Origin of the sequence: Flavobacterium cutihirudinis, from assembly GCF_003385895.1 — a bacterium.
Taxonomy (GTDB): domain Bacteria; phylum Bacteroidota; class Bacteroidia; order Flavobacteriales; family Flavobacteriaceae; genus Flavobacterium; species Flavobacterium cutihirudinis.
Genome location: NZ_QRDQ01000008.1, coordinates 164403 through 190959 on the forward strand (window position 1 = coordinate 164403; position 26557 = coordinate 190959).

Here is a 26557-nt window from a genome sequence, read left to right on the forward strand (position 1 = left end):
CAATTAAATAGCAAGTATAAGACAAAAAAAAGCATCCAAATTAATGAATGCTTTTTTTTACCTATATTCAGATTTTATTATCCTTTTAAACTTGCCGCTAAATACTCACGGTTCATGCGTGCAATATTTTCAAGAGAAATTCCTTTAGGACACTCTACTTCGCAAGCTCCAGTATTTGTACAGTTTCCAAAACCTTCCAAATCCATTTGGTGAACCATGTTTAATACACGGTCAACTGCTTCAACTTTACCTTGAGGCAATAATGCATATTGAGAAACTTTTGCAGAAACGAATAACATTGCTGAAGAGTTTTTACAAGTTGCAACACAAGCTCCACAACCAATACAAGCAGCAGCATCAAATGATTTGTCTGCGTCGTCTTTGTTGATTGGAATAGTATTCGCATCGATTGTATTTCCTGAAGTATTTACCGAGATAAATCCTCCAGCGTGTTGAATTCTGTCAAAAGAACTTCTGTCAACAACTAAATCTTTAATTACAGGGAAAGCTTTTGCTCTAAATGGCTCGATAAAAATCGTATCACCATCTTTAAACATACGCATGTGTAACTGACAAGTTGTAACACCTCTGTCTGGTCCGTGCGCTTCACCGTTGATGAATAAAGAACACATTCCGCAGATTCCTTCACGACAATCGTGATCAAATGCTACAGGCTCTTCTCCTTTATTGATTAAACCTTCGTTAAGAACGTCTAACATTTCAAGGAAAGACATATCTGGTTCGATTCCATCGATAGGATATTCTACAATCCCTCCTTTATCTTGAGCGTTTTTTTGACGCCATATTTTTAATGTAAGTTTCATACCTTTTTCGTTTGAAAGTCATAAAGTCGAAAGTCGAAAGTCGCTTGGCACATTTTGCCTTTTGACTTTAAGACTTTGGGCTTTCGACCAAATTCTTATTTATAACTTCTTTGAACTAATTTAATGTTTTCGTAATTAAGAGGTTCTTTGTGTAATACGGCATCACTTGGTTTTCCTTTGTATTCCCAAGCTGCAACGTATGCAAAGTTATCATCATCACGAAGCGCTTCTCCTTCTTCTGTTTGGTACTCCTCACGGAAGTGACCTCCACAAGATTCGTTACGGTGTAAAGCATCTTTCGCGAACAATTCTCCTAATTCTAAGAAATCGGCAACACGAGTTGCTTTTTCTAATTCCTGATTAAATTCGTTAGCACTTCCAGGAACTTTTACATCTTTATAAAACTCTTCACGTAAAGCAGCAATTTCTTCGATAGCTTCAGTTAAACCTTTAGCATTACGAGCCATACCTACTTTATCCCACATGATTTTTCCAAGTTTTTTGTGGAAATAATCTACAGAATGTGTTCCGTTATTATTGATAAATTTATTGATTTGATCTACAACTGCTTTTTCAGCTTCAACGAATTCTGGTAAGTCTGTAGAAATTGGTCCCATTTTAATATCCGGAGCTAAATAATCTCCGATAGTATATGGCAATACAAAATATCCATCAGCTAAACCTTGCATCAAAGCAGAAGCTCCAAGTCTGTTTGCTCCGTGATCAGAGAAGTTAGATTCTCCAATTGAGAAACATCCAGGAATTGTAGTCATTAAGTTATAATCAACCCAAGTTCCACCCATTGTGTAGTGAACTGCAGGGTAAATCATCATTGGTGTTACATAAGGATCTTCGTCAACAATTTTCAAGTACATTTGGAATAAGTTTCCGTATTTACTTTTTACGATATCAGTTCCTAATTTAGTAACTAAAGCTTTGTCATTTTCATTCAATCCTTTTACGTGAGCAGCTTCTTTTCCGTAACGTTCGATAGCGGCCGCAAAATCAAGATAAACTGCTTCGCCCGTTTTATTAACACCAAAACCAGCATCACATCTTTCTTTAGCTGCACGAGACGCAACGTCACGAGGCACTAAGTTACCAAAAGCAGGATATCTTCTTTCTAAGAAATAATCTCTTTCTGCTTCAGATAAATCAATTGCTTTTTTCTTTCCTTCACGGATTGCTTTTGCATCTTCCAAATTTTTTGGAACCCAAATACGACCGTCATTACGTAAAGATTCAGACATCAAAGTCAATTTTGACTGGTGATCTCCTGAAACCGGAATACATGTTGGGTGAATTTGTGTATAACAAGGATTTGCAAAAAACGCTCCTTTTTTATGAATTTTCCAAGCTGCTGTTGCGTTACTTCCCATAGCATTTGTTGAAAGGAAAAATACGTTTCCGTATCCTCCAGAACCAACTACTACGGCGTGAGCAGAATGTCTTTCTATTTCTCCAGTTATTAAGTTACGAGCGATAATACCTCTCGCTTTTCCGTTCACGATTACAATGTCAAGCATTTCGTGACGGTTGTACATTTTGATTTTTCCACGACCAATCTGACGGTTCATTGCAGAATAAGCTCCCAACAATAATTGCTGTCCAGTTTGTCCTTGTGCGTAGAATGTACGAGAAACCAAAGTTCCTCCAAAAGAACGGTTATCTAAAAGTCCGCCATATTCACGAGCCAACGGTACACCTTGAGCCACACATTGGTCAATAATATTTGCAGAAACTTCAGCCAAACGATAAACGTTTGCCTCACGTGCGCGGTAATCACCACCTTTTACAGTATCATAAAATAATCTGTAAGTAGAGTCACCATCACCTTTATAGTTTTTTGCTGCGTTGATACCTCCTTGTGCTGCAATAGAGTGCGCACGACGTGGAGAATCTTGGAAGCAGAATGCTTTTACGTTATATCCTAACTCAGCTAAAGTAGCAGCTGCAGAACCTCCAGCTAAACCTGTACCAACTACGATAATATCTAAATTACGTTTGTTAGCAGGGTTTACTAAATTAATATGATCTTTATAATTTGTCCATTTGTCCGCTATAGGACCATTTGGAATTTTTGAATCTAATGCCATTATAATTGATATTAATTATTGAAATGATGAAATAAAGCGATAATTATGAAAAGCCCTGGCACAACAACTGCAAACCAGTAACCAACTTTACTTAAAAATCTAGAGTATTTATTGTGCATCCCTACAGATTGAAGAGAAGATGCAAACCCGTGCCATAAGTGGAATCCTAAAAGCACAAAAGCCACACAATACAATCCTGTACGAATTGGATCGTGGAATTTATGAACTAACTCTCCATAATACCTTGTAGCATCTGGCGCCGTTCCTGCAATGTACTTATAGGTAACTTCAGGAAACCAAAAATCATAAAAATGCAATCCTAAGAATGCTAAAATAACTAATCCAGAAATAATCATATTTCTAGAACTCCATGAAGCATTTGCCGCTCCATTGTATTTTGCATACGCAATTGGTCGTGCTGCGCTATTTTGAGCTGTAAGTACAAATCCCATTACAAAGTGGAAAATTACCCCAAATGCCAAAACTGGCTGCATTACATACTGAATCAGCGGATTGTATCCCATAAAGTGAGAAGCTTCATTGAAAACATCTTCACTAATAATAGAAATAAAATTTAAGGAAACATGCAGCGCTAAAAACGTGATTAAGAATATTCCCGAAAGAGCCATAGCCACTTTCTTTAAGATGGAAGCATTCAACTGTGCAGATTGTGCCATAAGTGTTAAGTAGTTTGTTTTAAAAAATTACACAAAAATAACTCAAATACAAAAGAACTACAACCATTTCGTTGTTATTTATAATCATTTTAAAATAGACTACGTATACGTATTTTTACGTATAATTCAGTATAGAAAATCTAAGAAATTGCTTTACAGTCTCTTTCCCTTTGGTTTAGTAGGTATTCAGATTACTAAAAATTTATCATATTGTTATTTTATTCAAAGTTTTGATTTGTTTTCTTCAAAAGTGCCAACTGTACTTAATTTTATCAAAGCAAAAAATTGTCATTCCATAACATAGTTTTACCTTTAGCGGCTCAAAAAAATAAGAATGAAAACAGGAATTGATGCTATCTCTTTTGATGTAGCAAACATACATTTACCCATAAAAACTTTGGCTCTTGCCAGAAATATTGAACCAGAAAAATTAGAAAAAGGTCTTGGATTGCTAAAAATGACTTTCCCGGACGTTCATCAGGATGCTGTTGTTTTTGGCGCAAATGCTTTAACCAAGCTTATCACTGATAATAAAATTGACTTAAAAGAAATAAGCCGAATTTATGTTGGTACCGAAAGCGGGATCGACAGTTCAAAACCAATTGCTTCTTATTTAATTAATTTAATGGAGCAAAAATTTGGCGAAGATTCATTAACAGAATGCGATGTTGTCGATTTTACTTTTGCTTGTATTGGCGGTGTTGACGCTTTGCAAAACTGCCTTGATTTTGTAAAATTGAATCCAACCAAAAAAGCAATTGTTGTTGCGACTGATTTTGCGAAATACGATTTAAATTCAGGTGGAGAATATACGCAAGGTGCCGGAGCTGTTGCGATGTTGGTAACTGTAAATCCTAAAATTATTGCTTTTGATGAAAATTGGGCAACAAGTACAAAAGGTGTTTTCGACTTCTTTAAACCATACAGAACTATTTCTAAAGAAGAAATCACAAAAAATACCAACAACGATTCTTGGTTTGACAATTTAGAAGCTGAAATCGAAATCCATAAAGATCAACCGGTTTTTGACGGACAATATTCAAACCAATGTTATATGGATCGTACACGAAATGCTTACTTTTCATTCAAGAAATTAAAAAATACAACCGAAACTTTATACAATACTTGGCACAGCATTGTAATGCACTTGCCTTATTCTTTCCAAGGAAGAAGAATGTTGTCTGAAATTTATGCTTTAGATAGTGCCGAAAAAATTATTGCCGATGATATTGCACCTGCAGATTATCAAACAAAAATTAAAGAAGTAGCAAAATCTGATAATTACAGAAGTTTTGTAACAGAGAAATTACAGCCTGCTGAATTGGCTTCTTCATTAATTGGAAATCTGTATACGGGTTCCATTTTCATGGGATTATTATCGACTTTGGCTCATTTTTATGATACGAAAAAAGAAGTTGCCGGAACTAAATTCGGTTTCTTAGCTTACGGAAGCGGATCGAAATCGAAAGTATTCGAAGGAACAATTCAGCCAGAATGGAAATCGGCTTTAGAAAATGTAAAGCTTTTTGAAAATTTGGCCGAAAGTGTAGAAATTGATTTCAATACTTATGAAAGCCTTCATAAAAAAGAACAAAAACAAAGTGTGAGAACTCCAAAAAACGAATGGGTTTTAGACAGAATCGAAAAAGAAATCCCTGTTTTAATTGGAGCGAGATATTATAAATGGGTGGATTAAAATTCCAATTTTGAAATCCCAAATAACAATAAAAAAACCGAAGCAAATGCTTCGGTTTTTTGTTTTCATACCATACAGTTTGTCATTTCGACTGAAAGGAGAAATCACACTAGTAATTCGATATGCAAAATCGCCAATCTTTGTAGAGTTTCTAGTGTGATTTCTCCTTTCAGTCGAAATGACAAGATTGCGCTCAAAAACCTTTGTCAAAGTTTAAAACTTTGACAAAGGTCTGAGGACAAGAAAAGAATTTTCTAATTATCAAATTGACACATTTTCTAATTAAAAAAATCAATCCTTCTTATCCTGCTGTTCTGTTTGCACAAAACTTCCATTTATTGAACGATCTTCAGCATTCATTCCGTTTGCCATTCCTAGCATGAAGGCTGTTATTATAATTATAAATTTTCTTTTTATCCAATGAAGAAGTGGTCGCTTAGATTGCTCCAAGCGAGAGTTTTTATTTTGTTTATACATTTTAAAAATGATAAATGATTAGACATTATGAATCATCTGTACTTAGAAATAATTTCTTAAGCATTGTATAAACTTTTCCCGAAGTGTTTTGAAGTGATTATTTCATTTATAAAAACCGACTGATTTATAAATGAAGTTAATTTTTGATGAAGCAGATTTTGCAGCTTCAGAAGCTTTTTAATTTGAAGAGTAAAAACATTTTTGGTTTTGAGAAAATTCAAAACAATTGAAAATTCTGTTTCGTTCCTAGAAACAACTTGTCCAAACTTGTATAAACGAGAACTTTTAAGATTTAATTCTCTTCTTAAAACTACAAATGAAGACTCGTAATATTCTGCCGATTTAGATTGAGAATATAACGTACCATCGCCCGCAATCACGACAAAAGTGAGAAAGAGTGCGATTAGGTATTTTAATTGTTTATTCAATTTTTGGTTTTAATTTTATTGCTTTAGTTCCGTTTTCATTTGTTCTGCCAAAGGCTTCAATTTTTGATTGCTCATTAAATACGAATTTGTTTCTGCAAACCAATTGTTGAAATTTTTAATATCCTTTTTGATATAATAAGCTTGCAAAATATTATATGCGTTTTCAGCATTATAAGTCTTATCCGGACATTCTTTAAAAACTTTACGGCATACATTTTCCGCATCCTTAAGATTGTCATTCTTTACCTCTGCATAAATTAATTCCTTATTTGTGTATGCATCAAGAGGCTCCTTTATTAATGCAATTTTCAAAATATCGACCGCTTTTTGATATTGTCTAAGACAATTATAAGAATAGGCCAACTCTACTCGAAGTCCTTTATATTCAGGATCTATTTTTTGAGCTTTTTCAAGATATTCGAGCGCTTTTTGACATTCGTTCCATCCATTATACATGTATCCCCAATCATAAAGCCTTTTAATTGAATTCTCTCCTTCTTTATAAAACTTCAACCAATCAGGTACTTTATCTATTTTCAATTCCTCAAACTTAGAGTCCGGAATAAAAGCTACTAAATTATTATTAGGTTGCAAACGAACTTTCATCTGCCCATCAATCTCTCTCCTTTTTGGGATAAACTTACCTGTTAGATCTATTTTAAATGTTCCTTCATAATCGAATGTCAATCCAGCTTGCGCATCAATATAAATAAATCCATAAGGATAAGCACCCACACTATCAGCCGGAAATGCAACCCATTTATCTTCACTTTGAACAAACTTTTTATCAAATTGAATAGTATTTTGTGCAGAAATATTGAATACAAAAAGCAAACCTAATAACGTAAAAATCTTATTCATATCTAAATTTGATTGGCATAAAATTATTAAAATCCAGTCAAATATATAGATTTCATTTCACTTTTTTAATATCATTCCTACAAAGCAAAAATCCCAATCCAAAAACAAAAACCAAACAACTCAAAAACATATAAATTCCATCTTTCAAAACAAAAAATGAAAATCCAATTGATGCTGAACTCAAAATAATCAGCAAAACAATAACAAAATCGGTTTTAACAAAACGCAAAGCATGCAAGGTTAAACCAATAAAAAGCAACGACGGACCAATTGCGACAAAAGGATAAAAAATTTCTGCAGAATTACTTATTTGATGACTTAAAGCCTCTTTTGCTATTTCATCATTTCCAAAACTCGACATTATAAAATCGATGGTACAAAGACCAATGTGCCCAACAACACCTAGAAATGTTACAATGGAAGCCACAAAACTCCATTCCGATTTCGGAAAAACATCATTAAATGACAATAACAAACAAGCGCCAATTAAATTAAACCAATGCGCAAAGTCAATTGGTTTTTGAAAATTGGGCAAAATTTTAGAAAAGAATAGATAACTAATTAGGAAAAATAATAATCCGAGAAGGCAAAGATGTTTTGTTTTCATAATTTATTTTTAAAATTGATGAAGCAAAACTAGAATGAAAATTTATTGGAAAGCCTTATTTTACTGACTTAGGTACGAAATGCATTGTTTTAGGTATGAAATTACAATGCTAATAAAACGTCTTTATAATTTCTGGAAACCGGAAGTTCTATTTGGGTCAAAATAATTGTGGTTGAGTTTCTCCAAGATTTAAAATGAATCGGATTTATTAAATGTGAACGATGAATTTGAACTAAAAAATCGAAATCATCCTGCACTTTTTTGAGCGACGACCGAATTAGTTTCGATTGAAGTTTTCCGTTTTCTGTATAAAAAATCTCAACATAATTCTGTGCATTCGAAATACAAACCAAATCGGCTTTCTTGATTTTTAGAATATCTAGTTTATTCTCACCTTTGATTATTAAAACGTCATCTTTTACCGGAATAAATTTCATCAAATATCTTCTTGCGAGAATTATTATCGGAGTCAAAATCAAAGCAACTTTTATAAATATTGTCGAAAAGAATTCTGAAAAACTATATCCGCCATTTAAAATCGGGCTTTTATAAAAAGCGTAAACTCCAATTAAATACAATACATGGAAAAGAAAAATAGCTGTTATTTCTAAACTCACATTCCACTTCCCCAATCTTTCATGAAAGCTTTTCTGAATAAGAGCTAAAAGAACATAACACAAAAAAGCCATTATACTAAAGCCAAAACTGATTAAAAACCAAGCCTTGAAATTTATAGTTCCGTCGTCAAAAGGTTTTATGATGAAGGCAAAAATGAAAAGCCAGAAACCAATCAACAAACCGATTACAAGATTATGTTTTACGGAAATATTTAGCTGTTTCATTTTTTCGATTTGATTTTTAAAGCTTCATTTCCATAATAGGCATGAAACGATTTTTTATAGAAGTTTCGAACTCTCCAATTTTTATAAATCCCATTTTGGAGTAAAAACTTTCAGCGTTTGGCTCTGAATTGAGTGTGATTCTTTCTATTTTTTCTTCTTTCATTCTGTTTAAGAAATCTAGAAGCAAATATTTTCCTAGTCCTTTTCCAATATGTTCTGGTAAGATAAATAAATTATCCAATTCTACCTCTTTTTCATTTTCAAAAACATACGAATAATAGCCTATAATCAAATCGTTGTCTATCAATTTGAATGTAGCATTGTTTCTAATATAATCTTGCGAAATGGTTAAATTTTTATCCCATTTTTGAATTTGTTCTGCCGAATATCCCCAATAAGCTTTTGATTTTTTGGTTATTGAAGTTAGGATTTCGTTGTCGGTTATGTTGGCTTTTTCTATTGTCATTTGGTTTGAAATAAAAAGTTACTAGAATTTCTCAGCACAATCTTGTCATTTCGACGAAGGAGAAATCTTCACGAGAAGCTCCATTTAGATTGGCTCCAATCTTTGTCGAGTTACTTGCGAAGATTTCTCCTTCGTCGAAATGACAAGTCATGTGGAAATACAGTGTGATTACCTATAAATCGTAAACTTATTATGACTCAAAGTAAAACCAAGATTCTCATAAATCGCTACGTTTTCAACTCTTTTTTTATTTGTGGTTACTTCGATGCTTTTTAAATTATTCTCTTCTGCATAATCCAAAATCTCCTTTATCAATACTCTTCCAACGCCTTGACCACGATATTTTTGATGAATGAAAAACTCCTGAATTTCGCCCACCAATCCGCAATGATGAAGAAGGTTTTGAGTATGAAAACTAATAAATCCTAAACCTTCATTATCGTTTTCGGCAATTAGATAAAGATTTTTTGGGTTTGAAATGTTTTCATGGAATATTGTTTCGAAAATTTCGAAATCTAATTCTTCGTTTTCGAGTTCGCAGATTGACTTGTAAACGAAGTCTAGGTCTTGTTTTTTTATTTTTCTGATTTTGATATTTGGATTCATAAACTCTTGTTTTTAGCAAGGATTGCAAAATTTTCGCTACCTGTATTTTAAAAATAAAACTCCAGTCGTTATTAATAAATGAATAATAGCAATTACTGATGCCGTTTTTATTTTATTAAAAGCTTTATCATACAAAAATCCATAAACAGGAAATTGTATAAAAGCGAAAAAGTAAAAAAGAAACTCAACTTCAACTGATAAAAAAAAAGATGCCCAAGGAAATAAAATGACAAGATGATCAGTAAATCCGTGCCCGCCACCTGAAATAATTATTGATGAAATTAAAATCATTGGTGTAGCAATACTTAAATTAATTGTCCACTTATAATTTGACATTCATTTTTGTTTTATTGATTTTTCTTAAACCGAAAATAAGAATTAAAACAACACTATTCTGAACAATCAAAATTTCTTCCAAAATGTATTTTCTTCTGAAACCATCAGCGTGAGGGATAGAGGCGGTATCCTTTTATTTGTCCCGATAGCTATCGGGACGGAATAAAAGATATAGCCGATCCCGAAGCCTCGGGACGACCCGGAGGGACACGCCCAACTATTTCAAAAAAACTCTTAATTACATCAATTCAGGTATTGCTCATTATCATTTTACCGAAGCGTTTAGGTTGTTTCATCCAATTTTTAGGTTGTGGACCTAAAAATTCAGGTGTGTTGGGGTAAAACTTTAGATTTCGGACGTAAAATTTTAGCCTCACAATCTAAACTTTGGCGTTGGTGGGGGTAAAATTTGACGTCCGAAACCTAAAATTTTCACCAAAGAACCGAAACACTTCATGATAGAACCTAAAAAACCGGAGATGCGATTCATTATTAAGATCCTGAGATACTAAGACTCTAAGTTGCTAAGATTAAAAATCTCTGAAATCTGTCAAATCTGCGGGAGACAAAATAGCCAATCTTTATAGAGTTGCTTGCGAAGATTTCTCCTTCGTCGAAATGACAATATTGCCTAAAAGCTTTGCGAACTTTGCGCAAAATCTTAGCGTTCTTTGCGGTTAAAAAAACACGCAACAATTAGAACCAAAACAAATAAGAAAACTTTAATAAATCAACTGTGCGCCACTTCTTCAAAATTCATTAATTTTGAAATTCGAAGTTCAAAAACGAAATAATTATGAAATATCATCAAATAAACAGCGCTCTTTTTGTAAAAAACCGCAGAAAATTCACGGCAGAAATGAAACCTAATTCGGTTGCCGTTTTCAATTCAAATGACATTTACCCAGTTAGTGCCGACAGTACTTTGCCGTTTGCACAACACCGCGACATTTTTTATCTGAGTGGTGTAGATCAGGAAGAAAGTGTTTTGCTTTTGTTTCCGGATGCGCCTTATGAGCACCAAAAAGAAATTCTTTTCTTGAGAGAAACCAACGATCATATTGCAGTTTGGGAAGGAGAAAAACTGACTAAAGAACGTGCTTTTCAGGTTTCTGGAATTAGAACGGTTTATTGGTTACAGGATTTTCATAAAGTTTTGAACGAAATGATGACATACGCTGATACAATGTACATCAATACCAACGAGCATTACCGTGCAACTGTTGAAACTGAAACGCGCGAAGCTCGTTTTGTAAAATGGTGGAAAGAACGTTATCCAGCGCATAATGTTGCAAAAAGCAACCCAATTTTACAAAGACTACGTTCTGTAAAAGAAAGCGAAGAAATCGATTTGATTCAGCACGCTTGTGATATTACAGAGAAAGGTTTCCGTAGATTATTAGGATTCGTAAAACCAAATGTTACGGAATATGAAATCGAAGCCGAATTGGCGCACGAATTCATTCGTAACCGCTCTAAAGGTTTTGCTTACACACCAATTATCGCTTCTGGAAACAATGCGAATGTTTTGCATTATATCGAAAACAACCAGCAATGTAAAGATGGCGATTTGATTTTGTTAGACGTTGCTGCCGAATATGCAAATTATTCAAGCGATATGACAAGAACAATTCCGGTTTCAGGACGTTTTACAGATCGTCAGAAAGCGGTTTACAATGCGGTTCTAAAAGTTAAAAACGAAGCAACTAAAATGCTGACTCCAGGAACGCTTTGGAAACAATATCATATTGAAGTAGGTAAAGTGATGACTTCTGAATTGCTTGGTTTAGGTTTACTTGACAAAGCAGATGTTCAGAATGAAAATCCGGAATGGCCAGCTTACAAAAAATACTTTATGCACGGAACTTCTCACCACATGGGACTTGACACGCACGATTACGGTTTGCTTCATGAACCAATGAAAGCGAATATGGTTTTTACGGTTGAACCAGGAATTTATATTCCGGCAGAAAAATTCGGAATCCGTTTGGAGGATAACCTTGTGGTTCAGGAAAAAGGAGAGCCTTTTAACTTGATGCGCAATATTCCGCTTGAAGTTGATGAAATCGAAACTTTGATGAATGAATAATTTCAGGATGAAAAAGATTTTTCTATTCGCTTTTTTAATCATTGCCGGAACAACTTTCGCTCAAAGCGAAGGTTATTCGGTCAATAATGACGGAAGCAAAACCTATTACAAAACATTCGGAAAAGGTGAACCGCTCTTAATTATAAATGGCGGCCCGGGAATGAACAGTAATGGTTTTGAAGATATGGCGAAAGTTCTCGGCGAAAGCCAGCAAACGATTATTTACGATCAAAGAGGAACCGGAAAATCAAAGCTTTCAAAAACAGATTCTAAGACAATTTCGATGAAATTAATGGCCGACGATATCGAGTCACTTCGAAAACATCTTAAAATCAAAAAATGGAATGTTTTAGGTCATTCTTTTGGCGGAATGCTGGGTTCTTATTACGCTACGATTTATCCAAACAGCATTGACAAATTGATTCTCTCCTCTTCTGGCGGAGTTGATCTGACTTTATTAAAAAGTCCGAATTTGATTGAACGAAATTTGACTAAAATCGAAAAAGATTCAATGGATTACTGGAATGATAAAATTGAAAAAGGGGACACTTCTCACGCTGCACGATTAGCACGCGGACGAGCAATGGCGCCGGCATATGTGTATGATCGAAAATACATTCCGATAATTGCTGAAAGACTGACTCAAGGAAATTCAAAAATCAATGGTTTGTTATGGGCCGATATGCAGAAAATGAATTTTGACTGTAAAGCCAAATTGAAAAACTTCAAAAATCCTGTTTTGATTATTCAGGGAAAAGAAGATATTATTAGCAATGAAATTGGAGAATTAGGGCATCAGACTTTTCCAAATTCAAAACTAATTTTGTTAGAACATTCCAAACATTACGGATGGCTTGATGCGAGAGAAAAGTATTTCTCGGATATTAATTCATTTTTAAAATCATAAAAATTTAAAAAAAGCTGTCTCAAAAGGACAGCTTTTTTGTTGCCGGATGGAGAGTTTACAAAATTATTTCATCAGCAAACCCCAGCGGGGTAAAATATTTATTGCATTTCAATAAGACCAATAAAAAAGCTCCAGAGGAGTGACATATATTAAAACTGCAGAAAAAATATGTCGCTCCTCTGGAGCTTTATGTTGTAAACATTTATCCTTTGCTATAAATATTTCGCTTCTCTGAAGCTTACAAATAAAAAGAGCTGTCCTTTTGAGACAGCTCCTTATAAATTTTATAATCGTTTATTATCCGATTTTTGAAATCTGAACATCCAATTGAAATTTTCCGTCAGCTTCGTTTCCGTTGATTAATTCAAAAAGCTCTAAAGCTCTTCTTGCGTTTTTCTCTTCTTCTCTTTGCTCAGCTACGTACCACATCATAAAATCTTCTGTAGCATAGTCATTTTCAGCTCTACATTTTGCAATTACCTTATTGACTGCCTGAGTAACTGCAATTTCGTTTTGCAAAGCAATTTCGAATACTTCTTTAAAAGAAGCAAATTCTTGCTGCACTTCTGGAACAGATGGCGTAACTGCAATCCCTCCCATGTCTGTAATATATTTGAAAACTTTTAGGAAATGCTCTCTTTCTTCTTCGGCTTGCTTGTACATATAAGATGCTGTATTTGCATAACCATTTCTATCTAACCATGCAGCCATAGCTAAATATTTGTTAGAAGCATCGCTTTCTAATTTTGCCTGTAAGTTCAATATATTTTCGATTCCTTCAACTAATGAAGTACTTGTTCTTAGTAAATCTTTCATAACCTTTAATTTTTATACGTGTAAAATTACAAAAATTAAAGACGGCAACCGTAACCCCCTGAAAATTTGGATTTAATCTAAGTAAGAATCTAAATAAGCTCTACATTGACAATATTGCAAAGCATAGAATGTAATGTAAGGGTAAATTTTGTTCCGTTTAATAAATCTCTCAACTGCACTATTTCGCAGATGGTAAGATTTCTGGAAAAATTTCTTTTGGTAGTTTCAATCAACTGTGCATCTGAGTGATCAGACAAGTCATATAACATGTTAAGAATATCAACGCTATTAACCTTTCTTTGAAAAATCAAAAAATCCTGAATTTTATAACTTGACACTGTATCAACAAAATTGATGATAATGCTATTGGTCAAATCACATTGATAACTGTATCCTTTTTCGGTTTCAAATAATACTTTGGTGGTCAAATCACTAACTAATGCCATTCTGATAAAATATAATAACGGTGCAAAAATATAGAATTTAAAGTAATTAAACACGTAATTAAGACTAATTTAAAATAACAAAATCATATAATGCTCTTAAAAACAGTTGAAGTACACGAAATGTTGTAACATTCTACAGGATTTTGTGTCTAATTTTAAAAACAAAAAATTTAGAAATTATGCAAGCGCACGAAATAGATTACCAAATTTTTGGGGAAGAAATGCAGTATGTAGAAATAGAACTAGACCCACAGGAAATTGTAATTGCCGAAGCTGGCAGTTTTATGATGATGGAGAACAATATCCAGATGGAAACCATTTTTGGAGACGGTTCTCAGCAACAAGGTTCTGGTTTGTTTGGCAAACTTTTAAATGCAGGTAAAAGAGTTCTTACGGGCGAAAGCTTGTTTATGACAGCATTTTTAAACCAAGGCAATACTAAAAGTAAAGTTTCATTTGCATCGCCGTATCCTGGAAAAATCCTTCCAATTGATTTAACCGAATTTCAAGGTAAATTTATCTGTCAAAAAAGTTCATTTTTATGCGCTGCCAAAGGCGTTTCTGTTGGGATTGAATTTTCGCAGAAATTAGGACGCGGATTATTTGGCGGTGAAGGTTTTATCATGCAAAAAATTGAAGGAGACGGAATGGCATTTGTACATTCTGGCGGAACAATGGCTAAAAAAGTATTGGGTCACGGCGAAGTCATTAAAGTGGACACAGGATGTATTATTGGTTTTACCAAAGATGTAGATTATGATATTGAATTTATTGGCGGAATCAAGAATTCTATTTTTGGAGGTGAAGGATTATTTTATGCTACTTTAAAAGGTCCGGGAACGGTTTACATACAGTCGCTGCCGTTCTCAAGATTGGCTGACCGAATTATTGCATCGGCACCAAGATCCGGCGGAAACAGCCGCGAGGAAGGAAGCCTGCTTGGCGGATTAGGAAATCTTCTGGATGGCGATAACCGATTTTAATTTAAATGGCTTTCGTTTCTGAAAGCCATTTTTTATTATTCCACATGCCAATTTGATATAAATAAATTTATAGCTGTTTTAAAGATTTCCCAATTAAATCAAGACATCAAGATATTTCACTTTAGCTTTCTTAACTTTGCGCTTCACAACAAAAAATCTTCAGTTTGAAAACGCTTTTATATAAAAATACCAAAATATCATACTTGGATTCTGGAACTGGAAACACAATAGTTTTACTTCACGGCTTCTTGGAAAACAAAAAAATGTGGAAAGACTATGTTGATTTTTTCTCAGCAAAATATCGCGTCGTTACAATCGATTTATTAGGTCATGGCGAATCTGAGCCATTAGGTTATGTTCACGAAATGGAAGATAATGCCAATGCTGTGAATGAAGTTTTAGAACATTTAAAAATCGAAAAAGCAACAATTCTTGGACATTCAATGGGTGGTTATGTTGGTTTGGCTTTCGCCGAATTATATCCGCAGAAAATACAGAAATTAGTTTTACTGAATTCTACTTCTAAAGAAGACAGCGCCGAGAAAAAACTGAACAGAACACGAGCGATCAAAGCAGTGAAACAAAATTATGTGAGTTTTGTAAGTTTAGCTATTGCAAATTTATTCAGCGAAAACAATAGAATTCGATTGGTTGATGAAATTGAAAAAGTAAAGGAACAGGCTCTAAAAACACCTTTACAAGGAATTATAGCTTCGCTTGAAGGAATGAAAATACGAAAAGACAGAGAATGGCTTTTGCATGAAAACCGTTTTCCGGTTTTATTGATTTTAGGCAAAAAAGATCCTGTTTTGAATTACGAAGATAGTCTGGCTCAAATTGAAGATACAACTGCCGAACTTATTTCATTCGAAGACGGACATATGAGTCACATAGAAAACAAAGAGGAACTAAAAATAATTCTAGCAGATTTTTTTTAATTTAAAAACAAAAGATTCAAAAATCAGGAAAGGCCATTTCGAATAAACATCGAAACAGCCTTTTCTTCCTTTTTTTGTGGGGGCAAAAAATTATAATTTAGCGATAATGTCTTTCTTAAATTTAGATAAAGTCGCTCATATCAATCCTAGGTTTACTTTTTTAGCATCAACTACCAAATAGATAAAATAATATCCTTCTTCAGAAACGTCCAAAATAATTATTTTATATTTTTAAGAAGTGCCAAAGATATTTGAATTAATAGATTTTCCCGATAAACACTTGTTAAAATAAAGACATACCCAATCATTAGACATCGCTTTATTTATCATATAATTAATGCTGATTTTTTAAACAAAAACGATAAAAAGAAACCACAGAAAAAGTAGATTCATCTATAAAAACAACATTTTGCTTCAAAATTGATATATCTATTTTTAAAGATTTCAGCAGAACTTAAATTGAAATGTCATTTTCAAAGATTTGACAAAAATTAATCCTATGCAAACTTTAGAAGAAATACATTTGAGATGAATGTTAAACTAATGAAGTTTAGAAGATTTCATTTGAAAAACGCGCCAATAAATAATAGCAATCAAAAAGTTTTTTTTTAAAGAGATATTCAGCTAAAAATTACTTACAAAAAAAACAATTCAAACAACACTAAAAACATCTTTATCAATTACTTTAGAAACTCTACCATCCTCAAGAGAAATCAAACGAGTTGCTAAACGGATTACATTTTCGTGATTATGATCAGTAATGATAATTCCCTTTTTCAATGCATTTTCCTGTATCAATAAAATTATCTTCTCGCAAGACAAAGGTGATAATCTGCTGAAAGGCTCATCTAACAAAACAAATTTCGCAGAATTGTAAAGCACTAATTTCACTTCAAGATATCGCAGTTCTCCACCTGACAAATGCTTTATTTTCTTATTTAGAACTGAAGTAATTAGTTCGTCATTATTAAAAAAACTTCTGTTTTGTTTATCGATACTTAATTCAATTGTCCTGCGAACCGTTAAATGATTTGGAATAAAATGTTCCTGACTTAAATAACAGATTTCATTCTGTAGCGCATTTTTCTTTTTAATAGAAACAAAATCGATACGAACACATTTATCAGCAGAAGGTAAAAGATTCGAAATAATTTTCAATAAGGTTGATTTCCCGGAACCGTTTCTACCAATTAACCCAACAACTTCCGAAGTTTCACATTTCAAATAAACATCCGAAAGAATCGTTTTGCCATTAAATTCCTTGCGGATTCCGTCTACTTCTAAAACGTGCTTATTCAAACTATTTTCTTTATTAGGATAATAACTGCAGCTATTAAGACAATTAAGGAAATATTCAAAAAATAACTAAACATTATAAGTTTAACTTTTGAAACCCCATTATTAGCATAGAATAAATAATCTTGTTTTCGATACACTTCTTTAAAAAGAATACTTAACAAAAAACCAAAACTCACAAATGCCACGTAAAAAACATCAAAACCTCCAAAAACAATCGAACAGCTACTTACCGCCAAATTGATCAATAAGGTCGTTTTAAAAAAATCAAATACATTCAGTAGTTTTCTCATTGCTAATTTATCTTTTCTTCAAAAGGAATAGTTACACCAAAAATTTCCTTTAATAGCAAAACAATTTCCTCTAAATAATTTTTCAAAATCTGATTGGAAACAGTCGTATCAATATCTTTCTCTTCTTTAAAGCCAAAAGGCAAGAATCCAGATTTTAAATTTTTAAACGAAATTATACCAACTTCAATAGGAGTGCTTCCAGCTTTTTCTTCAAACATATAAGCATAAGCCAAAACCTGAATAATTTTATCGTTTTTAAGCTCATGAGTCAAACCATTCCACGATTTAAGGACAACATTGTTCTTTTCAACTTTTCCGGTCTTATAATCGATAATTCTTATTCGTCCGTTACGAAGTTCAATACGATCGACATTTCCTTTTATTAAAACAGGACAAGGCAAGTCTGGGTGCGTGAGAGTTCGTTCAAATGTCTGTTCGAGAGCAATAATTTTGATCGCATCTCCATTGCGAACTTCTTCCAGTTCCATTTTCAGAAAATTAGAGACATTTCGTTTTGCTACTTCAAAAGCCAACAAATTTCTTCCCTTTTTAATTTCACCTTCTTTATAAACCAATTTGAACTGTTTTAGAACTTCATCGTCTAAAAGTTTAAAACAGTTTAAAAGATCGGCTTCAGAAATAAACTTCTCTAAAAAAGGCTTATATAGCGCTTCTAAAGTTCCATGAATAATTGTCCCCAAAGTGTTCAATGCAATATTTTCTTCAACTTCCTCAACCTCACGAATTCTAAGAATTTTTTGAAAATAAAAATCAATTGGATTTCGAATATAACTTGTCAATGCCGAAGGAGAAAAACCCTGTAAAGCAATTTCCTTCAACCTGTCCATTACAGCTTCAGATTTCGGAATTATCATTGGTTCATAAGCGGTAGCCGGCAAAGACGGATTATAAATATCAAAAGTCAACTCATGATTCGGCTGTTTCTCAACTTCCAGCTGCGTAATAAAACGACTACGTTCTCCCGCATCGAGTCCGTCATTCTCTGTATTATAAATCAGGTAAATATTTTTTGCTCTTTGTAAAAGATGATAAAAATGATACGTATAAATAGCGTCTTTTTCCTTAAAAGTTGGCAAGCCTAATTCTTTCTTGACATCGTAAGGAATAAAAGAGTTCTGTGACTTACCTGCAGGAAATTTTCCTTCGTTCATCGAAGTTATAATTAAGGTTTCAAAATCGAGAACCCTGCTCTCTAATACTCCCATAATCTGTAAGCCATTTAGGGGCTCACCCTCAAAAGAAACTTCCGCAATATCGATAATTTGCTTATAAATAACATGCAGTGTTTCTATACTGTCAATGTGCTTGTGCTGAGAATAATAATTGATAAGCTTATTAATTACCTTAAAAACGGAGTATACAAAAGATTTCGCAATCTTCTCTTCTTCATTGTCATTACTAAAATTCTCCTTAATCAGAAGTAAGAGCGCTACTATGTTTTCCAATACCGCTAGAGCACCATTTTCCCATTTAACAAACAATAATTCAAATAATTTTGAAGGAGCATTACTTAACTCACATATTTTATTATGGGTTATAAAAGTATAATTGTTTTCCTTAATTATTCTTACCAAATTATTTGCGTTTGCATAAGGAGCAACTAAAGGATGCGTCAAAACATTCAATACATCTTTATAATAAAAAACATAACTTTCGCCTTTACGGGAAATTGCATTTGTATGCATTTTAAATAATTGCGCAATCAAAATCTGAGACGGATTGTTCTTACTAGAGTAACCCATTGTAATATTCAAAGCTCCAACTGTAGAGGGCAAAGAATACAGAACCGGCATTAATAAATTTTCTTCTCCCAAAACAACTGCTACTTTATCAAGAGATGCATTTGGGTTTTGGTTTAGTAGATTTTCAATAATACTTCCAGTCAATTTTGCCTGTCCGATCGTTTTCGGGGTACCAATAACTTGTATGTTTTTGGATTGCGAGAAATCGTCCACAATCCATTCGAATGGATGAGATTTATAATATTTCCAACTTTCTTTAAAACGACGTACAAATAAACCTGCATCATGATAAGGATCATTTAAAAAGGTTTGATCAGCATCCCAATAAATCCTAGCTTGATCCAATGCTAAAAGATGTTGTACAATCTTTTCTTCAGCAGCATTTAGTGCATTAAAACCTGCAAAAATAAAATGATGATTCTGAATTGTATTTGAAAAATGATTTAGATTATTTACCGCTTCTCTATAAATCAGCCCTTGATAACCGATAGACTTATTAAGCAAATGATTATATAGTGAATCATAATAAACAGGAAGAAGCTTCCAGAAATCAATATAATTCTCCAGAAGCTTAGTTTTGTTCTCTACTTCTATCCCCCACTTTTTAATATCTTCAATATCTTTTAGATAAGACAAAACGTGTAACGGATCTAAAAGGTAACGGTCGATTTCATTAAAATCTTGCAAGAGTGTTTTTGCCCAATTAGCAAACAACTCAAATGATTGCTGATTTTGCTTATCTGTTATCGACAAATAAACTTCATAAAATTCAAATAAAAGTTCAATTGAATCTACTGACCGAACTGAGGCAACATTTTGCACAAAATCTTCAATACTTAAAATAGTTGGAGAAAGTATTGTTTGTGAAGTTTCTTTTTTGAGTGCCTCAATTAAAAAAACCTTGGCTCTCTTATTTGGCAAAACAATCGTTGCATCGCCCAGTTTATCCAAATAATCTCGTATTACAACAGCTGCAATTTTTTCTAAAAAAGAAGTATTTATCATTTTATAAAAATAAAAAAAGCCATTCAATTAAGAATGGCTTTTCTATTTTATTTACAAAGTAAATTATAGTTTACCTTGGTATTTAGAACCAATATGTCTAATTTCAGTTCTTCTGTTTTGTGCTTTACCTGCAGCAGTTTTGTTACTTGCAACTGGTTTAGAAGATCCAAATCCTTTAGCTTCTAAGTTCTCTGGATTAACTCCTCTTTCGATCAACGCGTTCATTACAGCGTTTGCTCTGTCTTGAGAAAGTTTATCGTTGATTTTAGCAGAACCTGTACTATCTGTGTGTCCTTCGATAGAGAATTTCGCGTTTGGATAGTTTTTAAGGATTTCTTTAATAGCATCTAATCTAGCTGGAGTTTCTTTGTCACCAGTTTTGAAAGTAGCTTTTCCTGAGTTAAAGTAAACCGCTCTTGCTTGAACTTTAAGATCTTCTAAAGCTTGAGTTGTTACTTCAGGACATCCTCTGTTACTAGCTGGACCAGCAACTGTAGGACAATCGTCATCTTTATCAGCAACACCGTCTTTGTCAGCGTCTAAGAAAGGACAACCACCATTTTCTTTAGGACCTGCAACTGTAGGACATTTATCGTCTTTATCAGCGATTCCGTCTCCGTCAGTATCAGGACAACCTTTTAAAGCAGCTAAACCAGCAACATCTGGACAAGCATCATCTTTATCAGCAATTCCGTCTCCGTCAGTATCAGGACATCCGTTTAATGCAGCTAAACCAAATACATCTGGACAAGCATCAGAAGCATCAACGATTCCGTCACCGTCAGTATCAGGACATCCGTTGAATTGTTTTAAACCAGCAACATCTGGACAAGCATCGTCTTTGTCATAGATTCCGTCTCCGTCAGTATCTTTACCTCCGAATTTGAAAACTAGACCTGCAGTGTGTTGGAAGTGAGATGGAGCATCTGGAGTACCAGAAGCATCTTCTCTATCTCCACTTACTGACCATTTGTATCTAGTAGCAAGCTCAAGACCAATAGCATCAGTAAACCAGAAAGTAACACCAGCACCTGGGTTAACTGTTCCGTAGCTACTATCTCCAAAGAAAGTGTAACCTCCACCAACAGATAACGAAGGATCAATCACTTTAGATTTGATTAATTCTTGGAAGCTGTACTTAACAGTAGCATCGATTCCGTAGTACATCAAATCACCAGGATTTTCAACTATCATCCCTCTACCATCGTGACCAGGAGCAGTTGGATCAAATTTAACATATTTGTCAATTTTATTCACAGATCCCTGTAATCCAACAGAAAATCCAGAACCTACATATCTAGACACACCGATGTAAGATAAAGAAGGAAGAATGTTCCAGTTATCTTTTACATCAAATGGCTGAGAAAAATGCGCCGGAAAAAAGTCAACGTGATCTGGACTTGCACTAGTTCTTGTATCCACAGCATTAACCCCAAAAGAGATCGCCCATGGATTGTTACTGTCTTGCGCGTGAGAAGTTAAACCCATCGCCATCAATACAGCAACTAAAAGTTTGTTAAGATGTTTCATACTTAATTTTTTTAATTACAATTTAGTTAATTACAAGCAAAAGTAACACCAAATTTTTTAAATACAAAATGAAATGTTAAAAAAAACCTACAAAAATTCGCTGTTTGTGGTAATTATATAACTTTTAACATTTTACCGACAACTGTGAAAGCATTTATAGCCTTGTCCAAATGCTCTTGAGTGTGAGCAGCAGAGAGCTGAACTCTAATTCTTGCTTTCTCTTTTGGAACAACAGGGAAAAAGAAACCTATAACATAAATTCCTTGTTTCAAAAGCTCATTTGCCATTGTTTGAGACAACTTTGCATCATACAACATAACCGGTACTATAGCCGAATCACCATCAATAATATCAAATCCGGCTTTTTTCATTCCTTCTTTAAAATAATTGGTATTCCATTCCAATTTATCACGTAATGAAGTATCTTTTTCTAAAAGCTCAAAAACCTTAATTGAAGCACCAACAATAGCCGGCGCCAATGAGTTTGAAAACAAATATGGTCTTGAACGCTGACGAAGTAATTCAATTATTTCTTTTTTTGCAGTAGTATAGCCTCCCATTGCTCCACCTAGAGCCTTACCCAATGTACCTGTAATAATATCAACACGTCCCATTACGCCTTTTGCTTCAAGCGTACCTTTTCCTGTTGCACCGATAAATCCTGCAGCATGACATTCGTCCACCATAACCATTGCGTCATACTTATCAGCTAAATCACATATTTTATCTAAAGGAGCAACCAATCCGTCCATAGAGAAAACACCATCTGTTACAATCAATTTAAAACGAGCTCCTGCTTCATTCGCCTTAATTAATTGTTGTTCCAAATCGGCCATGTTATTATTTTCGTAACGATAACGAGCCGCTTTACACAAACGAACTCCATCAATAATTGAAGCATGATTTAAACTATCCGAAATAATTGCATCATTTTCTCCAAGTAAAGGCTCAAAAACACCTCCATTTGCATCAAATGCTGCTGCATATAAAATAGTATCTTCAGTTCCGTAAAAATCTGCAATCTTTTTTTCTAAAGTTTTGTGAATATCTTGTGTTCCGCAAATGAAACGCACTGACGACATTCCGAAACCATGTGTATCCATAGTGTCTTTAGCCGCCTGTACAACTTCCGGATGAGAAGATAAACCTAAATAATTGTTTGCACAAAAGTTCAAAACGCTCTCTCCTGTTGAAATTGTAATTTCAGCACCTTGAGGAGAAGTAATAATACGTTCCTTCTTAAAAATTCCATTTTCTTCAATTGTCTGCAATTCACTTTGCAGATGCTCTTTAATTTTACCGTACATTTCTATCTATTTAAAACGTTAAAAATTAACAACTTAACCACCAATTAAGCCATATAAACCTTTAACATCTGATTAATTTTTTCACAAATTTACTACATCGATTTCGGTTCCAATGTATACCAAAGCTTTTTTTAACACTTCGTAACCTAACTCTTCAATTGCCATTTGATATTCCCTAACCTGATTCGCATACTTTGAATTAACCGCTCCAGTTTTATAGTCCAACAGATATGCTTTTTTATCTTCAGTCAACACAATTCTGTCCGGTTTTAAGATCTTACCATCTTTTTGAATAATGGTCTGCTCATTCAAAATCCTGTTTTTTCCTTCAAAACAAACATACAATTCGGGATGACTTACAATTTCCTGAAGCGTTTTTAAAACCTGACTAACCTGATCACTTTTAATCAAACCTTCTTCAAGAGCTTTCGTTATTGCCAGATCGACATCTGATTTATCTTTCACAAAAGCCAAAATCTCGTGCACTATATTCCCATATGAAATTGCTTCTTGTTGGTGCGTACCCCACATCAAAGCTTCACGTTGCGCAATTTTTATATTTTTAGGATCTAAAACATCCGAAACTAGTGGAATTACTTTTACCAAATCAACAGATTTGACCGATTCTGATAATTTTATTTTATTCCCAAATTCATACTCCAGTTTTTCTGAATCATAAATTCCTAAATGAATCAAATATTTAATAAAAAAAGAAGCCATATTATGCGGAAACGTTCCATCTTTTCTCTCGTTTAAGGATTGAGAAATCACATACAACTGCTCTTCGGCACGGGTTAGTGCGACATATAAAACATTTATATTATCCAACAATTCTTCTTGCTTTTTTAAACTAAAAACAGCCGAAGCACTTTCTCCAAAACCTTCAACGGCACTACTATTATCTACCAAAACTTTGGGAACACCTAAGTCAATATCTTCAGCATCGAGCCATAATTTATCTTTTGGTTTCCTGATATAATCTTCTTCGGCAAAAGGCATTATCACAACCGGAAACTCCAAACCTTTTGACTTATGAATCGTCATAATCCGAACTGCATTATTTCCTTCCGGAGACGGAATACTGAATTTTTCACCATTCTTATCCCAATAAACTAAAAAATCAGCTATACCGGCCTGATAACGAATATCTCTTTCTAGAACAATATCAAGAAAAAACTGAACATACGCATTCCCTTCCGCTAAAGGAATAAATTTTGAAATGATTATTTCTACCGCCTCATATAAAGATTTTTTTCTGACATCTTCAAAAGAAAGCGAAACATCAAAAGTTAAAAGCCATTTTTCGAAATCACGCTCATTTTTCTCCGACATTCCTAAAGCAGTGAAATCATGAATCGGAACTTCTATTTCCAAATTTTTAGCTAAAAAATGCAGAAAGTTAGCTTTCGACTCTAAGTCGGCGCTATTATTTAAATACTTAAGCAAATGAATAATCAAACGAACTTCTGTCGCATTTTGAATCATCAGCGTTTCTGATGACAAAAGCGGAATATTTTGCTCCGTCAAATAATTTGCAATTACAATTCCCTGATCTCTTTTGCGTGTCAGCACAACAATGTCTTTATATTCAAAACCCTGACGAACTACATCCTGAATTGTTTTTAACGTTGCCAATACATACAAATCTGATTTTTCAGCCGCATCTTCTTCATCGGCAAAATCATTTTTTTCAATTATTGGCAGAAAACTAAGATTTACATAACCTCCTTTTTTTGAATTTGTATTTTGAAAACTATGATTTTCATACAAATCTTTATAATCCTCGTTTGAAAACTCACAGGAAATCAACTTAAAAAAAGCATTATTAAAATCAATTACCTCACTATAACTTCGATAATTTGTATTTAAATGTTCCAGCTTTTTATCCGGATTATTAAACGGATTAACATCTTTACTTAGCTCGATAAATTGTTCTGCTTTTCCTCCGCGCCAGCGATAAATAGACTGTTTTGGATCGCCAACAATCATCAATGTCCCTTTATTCCCTAAATCATCTAAACCTGAAAGAGAATTATCTATCAGCGGAATAAGATTTTGCCATTGCATCTCAGAAGTATCCTGAAATTCATCAATAAAGAAATGACGATATCGTTCACCTAAACGTTCATAAATAAAAGGCGCAGGCTGATTTTGAATTTCGCGATGAATTATAGCATTGAATTCAGATATGGACAAAATATTTTGCTCAGACTGAATTTTGTCCAACTCATTACTAATCGTATTTAGCAATGAAAGTGGCGTTATATTTTTAAGAAAAGCATTGTAGAAATCTCTTTTTTCGAAATTCTTATAAACCTTTTCCAAAATTTGAAGTAATTCCGGAATTATATTTTCGATTACAGCTCTGTCTTTAGCCGTTTTATTAATCGCAATATCATCAAACTCATGAAAAGTTTTATTTCTTGGATTGAATTTACCATCGCGAATACTTTCTAAATGATTTGGAAAAGTACCTCGGGAAAACGATTTTAAATCGATCCCGTTTTTATCAATCAACAAAAGCGCTTCATTTGCCCATGCCGCATTTTGACTTTCCAATTCCTTGCAAAGCACCAGCATTTTCTTTTTAATCTCGATAAATTCTGCAATAGATTTATCATGAAAATGCGAAATCTCGTTTCTATTATTTTCATTTAGAACTAACCGTCCGGTTTCCAAAATTTCACGAGAAACATCCCAACTTTTATCATCGTCAGTTTTTTCCATCGTGAAATCAATCAAGAGATTGGTCAAAGTCTCATCCTGACCCGCTTGTGCAATTATCGCATCAACAGCTTCAATCAATAAATTCTCAGTATCCAAAGTGACTTCAAAAGTCATCGGAAGATTTAAATCGTGTGCAAATGCCCTGATTACTTTGTGCGTAAATTTATCAATTGTCGAAATATCAAAAGCAGCATAATTATGAATTAAATGCTTAATAATACTTTGCGATTTGAATTTTATTTTAATGATTGAAAGCCCGGTATCCCTAGACAAATCTTCCATTAAAGCAATTGCTTTTGCAGAAGGTTCATCTTTCGCAAATTCAGAAAGACTTCCAACAATACGGCCTTTCATTTCATGAACTGCCTTATTTGTAAAAGTTATCGCAAGAATATTTCGATATGCATCGTTTTTAGGCGAAGAGAGAATAATTTTAAGATATTCTTTAACCAAAGTATAAGTCTTTCCAGAGCCTGCTGAAGCATCATAAATAGAGAAAGACGGACTTTGCATAAGTTTAGTTTTGGTCTTGTAAAAATAG

At 33.6% G+C, this 26557-nt stretch carries 22 protein-coding genes; 5 read left to right on the top strand and 17 right to left on the bottom strand.

What is annotated here, in order from left to right:
• Positions 1–77 precede the first annotated feature (77 nt).
• The 3 genes from BD847_RS06575 to BD847_RS06585 all read right to left on the bottom strand — a co-directional run bounded on the left by BD847_RS06575 (position 78) and on the right by BD847_RS06585 (position 3597).
• On the bottom strand, positions 78–824 hold the full coding sequence (locus BD847_RS06575) for a succinate dehydrogenase/fumarate reductase iron-sulfur subunit (RefSeq protein WP_115887506.1): 747 nt from the start codon (positions 822–824) through the stop codon (positions 78–80).
• A gap of 95 nt (positions 825–919) precedes the next feature.
• Entirely contained in the window at positions 920–2920 is a 2001-nt protein-coding gene (locus BD847_RS06580; protein ID WP_115887507.1) for a fumarate reductase/succinate dehydrogenase flavoprotein subunit, read from the bottom strand.
• Between the two features lie 11 nt (positions 2921–2931).
• Positions 2932–3597 (bottom strand): succinate dehydrogenase cytochrome b subunit, encoded by a 666-nt coding sequence (locus BD847_RS06585; protein WP_115887508.1) that lies wholly within the window; start codon positions 3595–3597, stop codon positions 2932–2934.
• A 334-nt stretch (positions 3598–3931) separates the two neighbouring features.
• On the opposite strand from BD847_RS06585, the gene BD847_RS06590 reads away from it, so the two are divergent.
• On the top strand, positions 3932–5293 hold the full coding sequence (locus BD847_RS06590; RefSeq protein WP_115887509.1) for a hydroxymethylglutaryl-CoA synthase family protein: 1362 nt from the start codon (positions 3932–3934) through the stop codon (positions 5291–5293).
• Positions 5294–5826: 533 nt separating this feature from the next.
• Here the strand turns inward: BD847_RS06590 and BD847_RS06600 are convergent.
• The 7 genes from BD847_RS06600 to BD847_RS06630 form a co-directional block, all read right to left on the bottom strand.
• Complete coding sequence (locus BD847_RS06600) at positions 5827–6198, bottom strand: hypothetical protein (RefSeq protein WP_147298497.1); 372 nt, start codon at positions 6196–6198, stop codon at positions 5827–5829.
• A 15-nt stretch (positions 6199–6213) separates the two neighbouring features.
• Positions 6214–7059: a tetratricopeptide repeat protein gene (locus BD847_RS06605; protein ID WP_115887512.1), complete on the bottom strand. Its 846-nt coding sequence runs from the start codon at positions 7057–7059 to the stop codon at positions 6214–6216.
• A 52-nt stretch (positions 7060–7111) separates the two neighbouring features.
• Complete coding sequence (locus BD847_RS06610; protein ID WP_115887513.1) at positions 7112–7666, bottom strand: hypothetical protein; 555 nt, start codon at positions 7664–7666, stop codon at positions 7112–7114.
• A gap of 101 nt (positions 7667–7767) precedes the next feature.
• The gene (locus BD847_RS06615) at positions 7768–8508 is read right to left on the bottom strand and encodes a LytTR family DNA-binding domain-containing protein (RefSeq protein ID WP_115887514.1); all 741 of its coding nucleotides are present in this window, start codon (positions 8506–8508) and stop codon (positions 7768–7770) included.
• Between the two features lie 16 nt (positions 8509–8524).
• Positions 8525–8974, bottom strand: coding sequence for a GNAT family N-acetyltransferase (locus BD847_RS06620; RefSeq protein WP_115887515.1), 450 nt, complete (start codon positions 8972–8974; stop codon positions 8525–8527).
• A 168-nt stretch (positions 8975–9142) separates the two neighbouring features.
• A complete protein-coding gene (locus BD847_RS06625; protein ID WP_115887516.1) occupies positions 9143–9580 on the bottom strand; it encodes a GNAT family N-acetyltransferase in 438 nt (145 codons plus the stop codon).
• A 36-nt stretch (positions 9581–9616) separates the two neighbouring features.
• Positions 9617–9916, bottom strand: coding sequence for a hypothetical protein (locus BD847_RS06630; protein WP_115887517.1), 300 nt, complete (start codon positions 9914–9916; stop codon positions 9617–9619).
• A gap of 796 nt (positions 9917–10712) precedes the next feature.
• On the opposite strand from BD847_RS06630, the gene BD847_RS06635 reads away from it, so the two are divergent.
• Together BD847_RS06635 and BD847_RS06640 are read left to right on the top strand one after the other, a co-directional pair.
• Positions 10713–12005, top strand: a complete 1293-nt coding sequence (locus tag BD847_RS06635; RefSeq protein WP_115887518.1) for an aminopeptidase P family protein — start codon at positions 10713–10715, stop codon at positions 12003–12005.
• A 7-nt stretch (positions 12006–12012) separates the two neighbouring features.
• Positions 12013–12912, top strand: a complete 900-nt coding sequence (locus BD847_RS06640; protein WP_244201567.1) for an alpha/beta fold hydrolase — start codon at positions 12013–12015, stop codon at positions 12910–12912.
• 297 nt (positions 12913–13209) lie between these two features.
• Here BD847_RS06640 and BD847_RS06645 read toward each other — a convergent pair whose 3' ends face one another.
• Both BD847_RS06645 and BD847_RS06650 read right to left on the bottom strand, forming a co-directional pair.
• Positions 13210–13728: a ferritin gene (locus tag BD847_RS06645; protein ID WP_115887520.1), complete on the bottom strand. Its 519-nt coding sequence runs from the start codon at positions 13726–13728 to the stop codon at positions 13210–13212.
• Positions 13729–13817: 89 nt separating this feature from the next.
• Positions 13818–14174: a hypothetical protein gene (locus tag BD847_RS06650; RefSeq protein ID WP_115887521.1), complete on the bottom strand. Its 357-nt coding sequence runs from the start codon at positions 14172–14174 to the stop codon at positions 13818–13820.
• 179 nt (positions 14175–14353) lie between these two features.
• On the opposite strand from BD847_RS06650, the gene BD847_RS06655 reads away from it, so the two are divergent.
• Both BD847_RS06655 and BD847_RS06660 read left to right on the top strand, forming a co-directional pair.
• A complete protein-coding gene (locus BD847_RS06655) occupies positions 14354–15157 on the top strand; it encodes a TIGR00266 family protein (protein ID WP_115887522.1) in 804 nt (267 codons plus the stop codon).
• Positions 15158–15321: 164 nt separating this feature from the next.
• The gene (locus tag BD847_RS06660) at positions 15322–16095 is read left to right on the top strand and encodes an alpha/beta fold hydrolase (protein WP_115887523.1); all 774 of its coding nucleotides are present in this window, start codon (positions 15322–15324) and stop codon (positions 16093–16095) included.
• Between the two features lie 651 nt (positions 16096–16746).
• Here the strand turns inward: BD847_RS06660 and BD847_RS06665 are convergent.
• The 5 genes from BD847_RS06665 to BD847_RS06690 all read right to left on the bottom strand — a co-directional run bounded on the left by BD847_RS06665 (position 16747) and on the right by BD847_RS06690 (position 26529).
• A complete protein-coding gene (locus tag BD847_RS06665) occupies positions 16747–17394 on the bottom strand; it encodes an ATP-binding cassette domain-containing protein (protein WP_115887524.1) in 648 nt (215 codons plus the stop codon).
• Between the two features lie 292 nt (positions 17395–17686).
• Entirely contained in the window at positions 17687–20452 is a 2766-nt protein-coding gene (locus BD847_RS06675) for a PD-(D/E)XK nuclease family protein (RefSeq protein WP_115888322.1), read from the bottom strand.
• A gap of 63 nt (positions 20453–20515) precedes the next feature.
• Complete coding sequence (locus BD847_RS06680) at positions 20516–21982, bottom strand: OmpA family protein (protein ID WP_115887526.1); 1467 nt, start codon at positions 21980–21982, stop codon at positions 20516–20518.
• Positions 21983–22095: 113 nt separating this feature from the next.
• Positions 22096–23289 (bottom strand): glycine C-acetyltransferase, encoded by a 1194-nt coding sequence (gene kbl / locus BD847_RS06685; RefSeq protein WP_115887527.1) that lies wholly within the window; start codon positions 23287–23289, stop codon positions 22096–22098.
• Positions 23290–23370: 81 nt separating this feature from the next.
• Complete coding sequence (locus tag BD847_RS06690) at positions 23371–26529, bottom strand: UvrD-helicase domain-containing protein (protein ID WP_115887528.1); 3159 nt, start codon at positions 26527–26529, stop codon at positions 23371–23373.
• Positions 26530–26557 lie beyond the last annotated feature (28 nt).

Bases quoted from the DNA above. Each gene is read 5' to 3' on its own strand.
- BD847_RS06575 (WP_115887506.1), bottom strand. From the start codon at position 824: ATGAAACTTACATTAAAAATATGGCGTCAAAAAAACGCTCAAGATAAA.
- BD847_RS06580 (WP_115887507.1), bottom strand. From the start codon at position 2,920: ATGGCATTAGATTCAAAAATTCCAAATGGTCCTATAGCGGACAAATGG.
- BD847_RS06585 (WP_115887508.1), bottom strand. From the start codon at position 3,597: ATGGCACAATCTGCACAGTTGAATGCTTCCATCTTAAAGAAAGTGGCT.
- BD847_RS06590 (WP_115887509.1), top strand. From the start codon at position 3,932: ATGAAAACAGGAATTGATGCTATCTCTTTTGATGTAGCAAACATACAT.
- BD847_RS06605 (WP_115887512.1), bottom strand. From the start codon at position 7,059: ATGAATAAGATTTTTACGTTATTAGGTTTGCTTTTTGTATTCAATATT.
- BD847_RS06610 (WP_115887513.1), bottom strand. From the start codon at position 7,666: ATGAAAACAAAACATCTTTGCCTTCTCGGATTATTATTTTTCCTAATT.
- BD847_RS06615 (WP_115887514.1), bottom strand. From the start codon at position 8,508: ATGAAACAGCTAAATATTTCCGTAAAACATAATCTTGTAATCGGTTTG.
- BD847_RS06620 (WP_115887515.1), bottom strand. From the start codon at position 8,974: ATGACAATAGAAAAAGCCAACATAACCGACAACGAAATCCTAACTTCA.
- BD847_RS06625 (WP_115887516.1), bottom strand. From the start codon at position 9,580: ATGAATCCAAATATCAAAATCAGAAAAATAAAAAAACAAGACCTAGAC.
- BD847_RS06630 (WP_115887517.1), bottom strand. From the start codon at position 9,916: ATGTCAAATTATAAGTGGACAATTAATTTAAGTATTGCTACACCAATG.
- BD847_RS06635 (WP_115887518.1), top strand. From the start codon at position 10,713: ATGAAATATCATCAAATAAACAGCGCTCTTTTTGTAAAAAACCGCAGA.
- BD847_RS06640 (WP_244201567.1), top strand. From the start codon at position 12,013: ATGAAAAAGATTTTTCTATTCGCTTTTTTAATCATTGCCGGAACAACT.
- BD847_RS06645 (WP_115887520.1), bottom strand. From the start codon at position 13,728: ATGAAAGATTTACTAAGAACAAGTACTTCATTAGTTGAAGGAATCGAA.
- BD847_RS06650 (WP_115887521.1), bottom strand. From the start codon at position 14,174: ATGGCATTAGTTAGTGATTTGACCACCAAAGTATTATTTGAAACCGAA.
- BD847_RS06655 (WP_115887522.1), top strand. From the start codon at position 14,354: ATGCAAGCGCACGAAATAGATTACCAAATTTTTGGGGAAGAAATGCAG.
- BD847_RS06675 (WP_115888322.1), bottom strand. From the start codon at position 20,452: ATGATAAATACTTCTTTTTTAGAAAAAATTGCAGCTGTTGTAATACGA.
- BD847_RS06680 (WP_115887526.1), bottom strand. From the start codon at position 21,982: ATGAAACATCTTAACAAACTTTTAGTTGCTGTATTGATGGCGATGGGT.
- kbl (WP_115887527.1), bottom strand. From the start codon at position 23,289: ATGTACGGTAAAATTAAAGAGCATCTGCAAAGTGAATTGCAGACAATT.
- BD847_RS06690 (WP_115887528.1), bottom strand. From the start codon at position 26,529: ATGCAAAGTCCGTCTTTCTCTATTTATGATGCTTCAGCAGGCTCTGGA.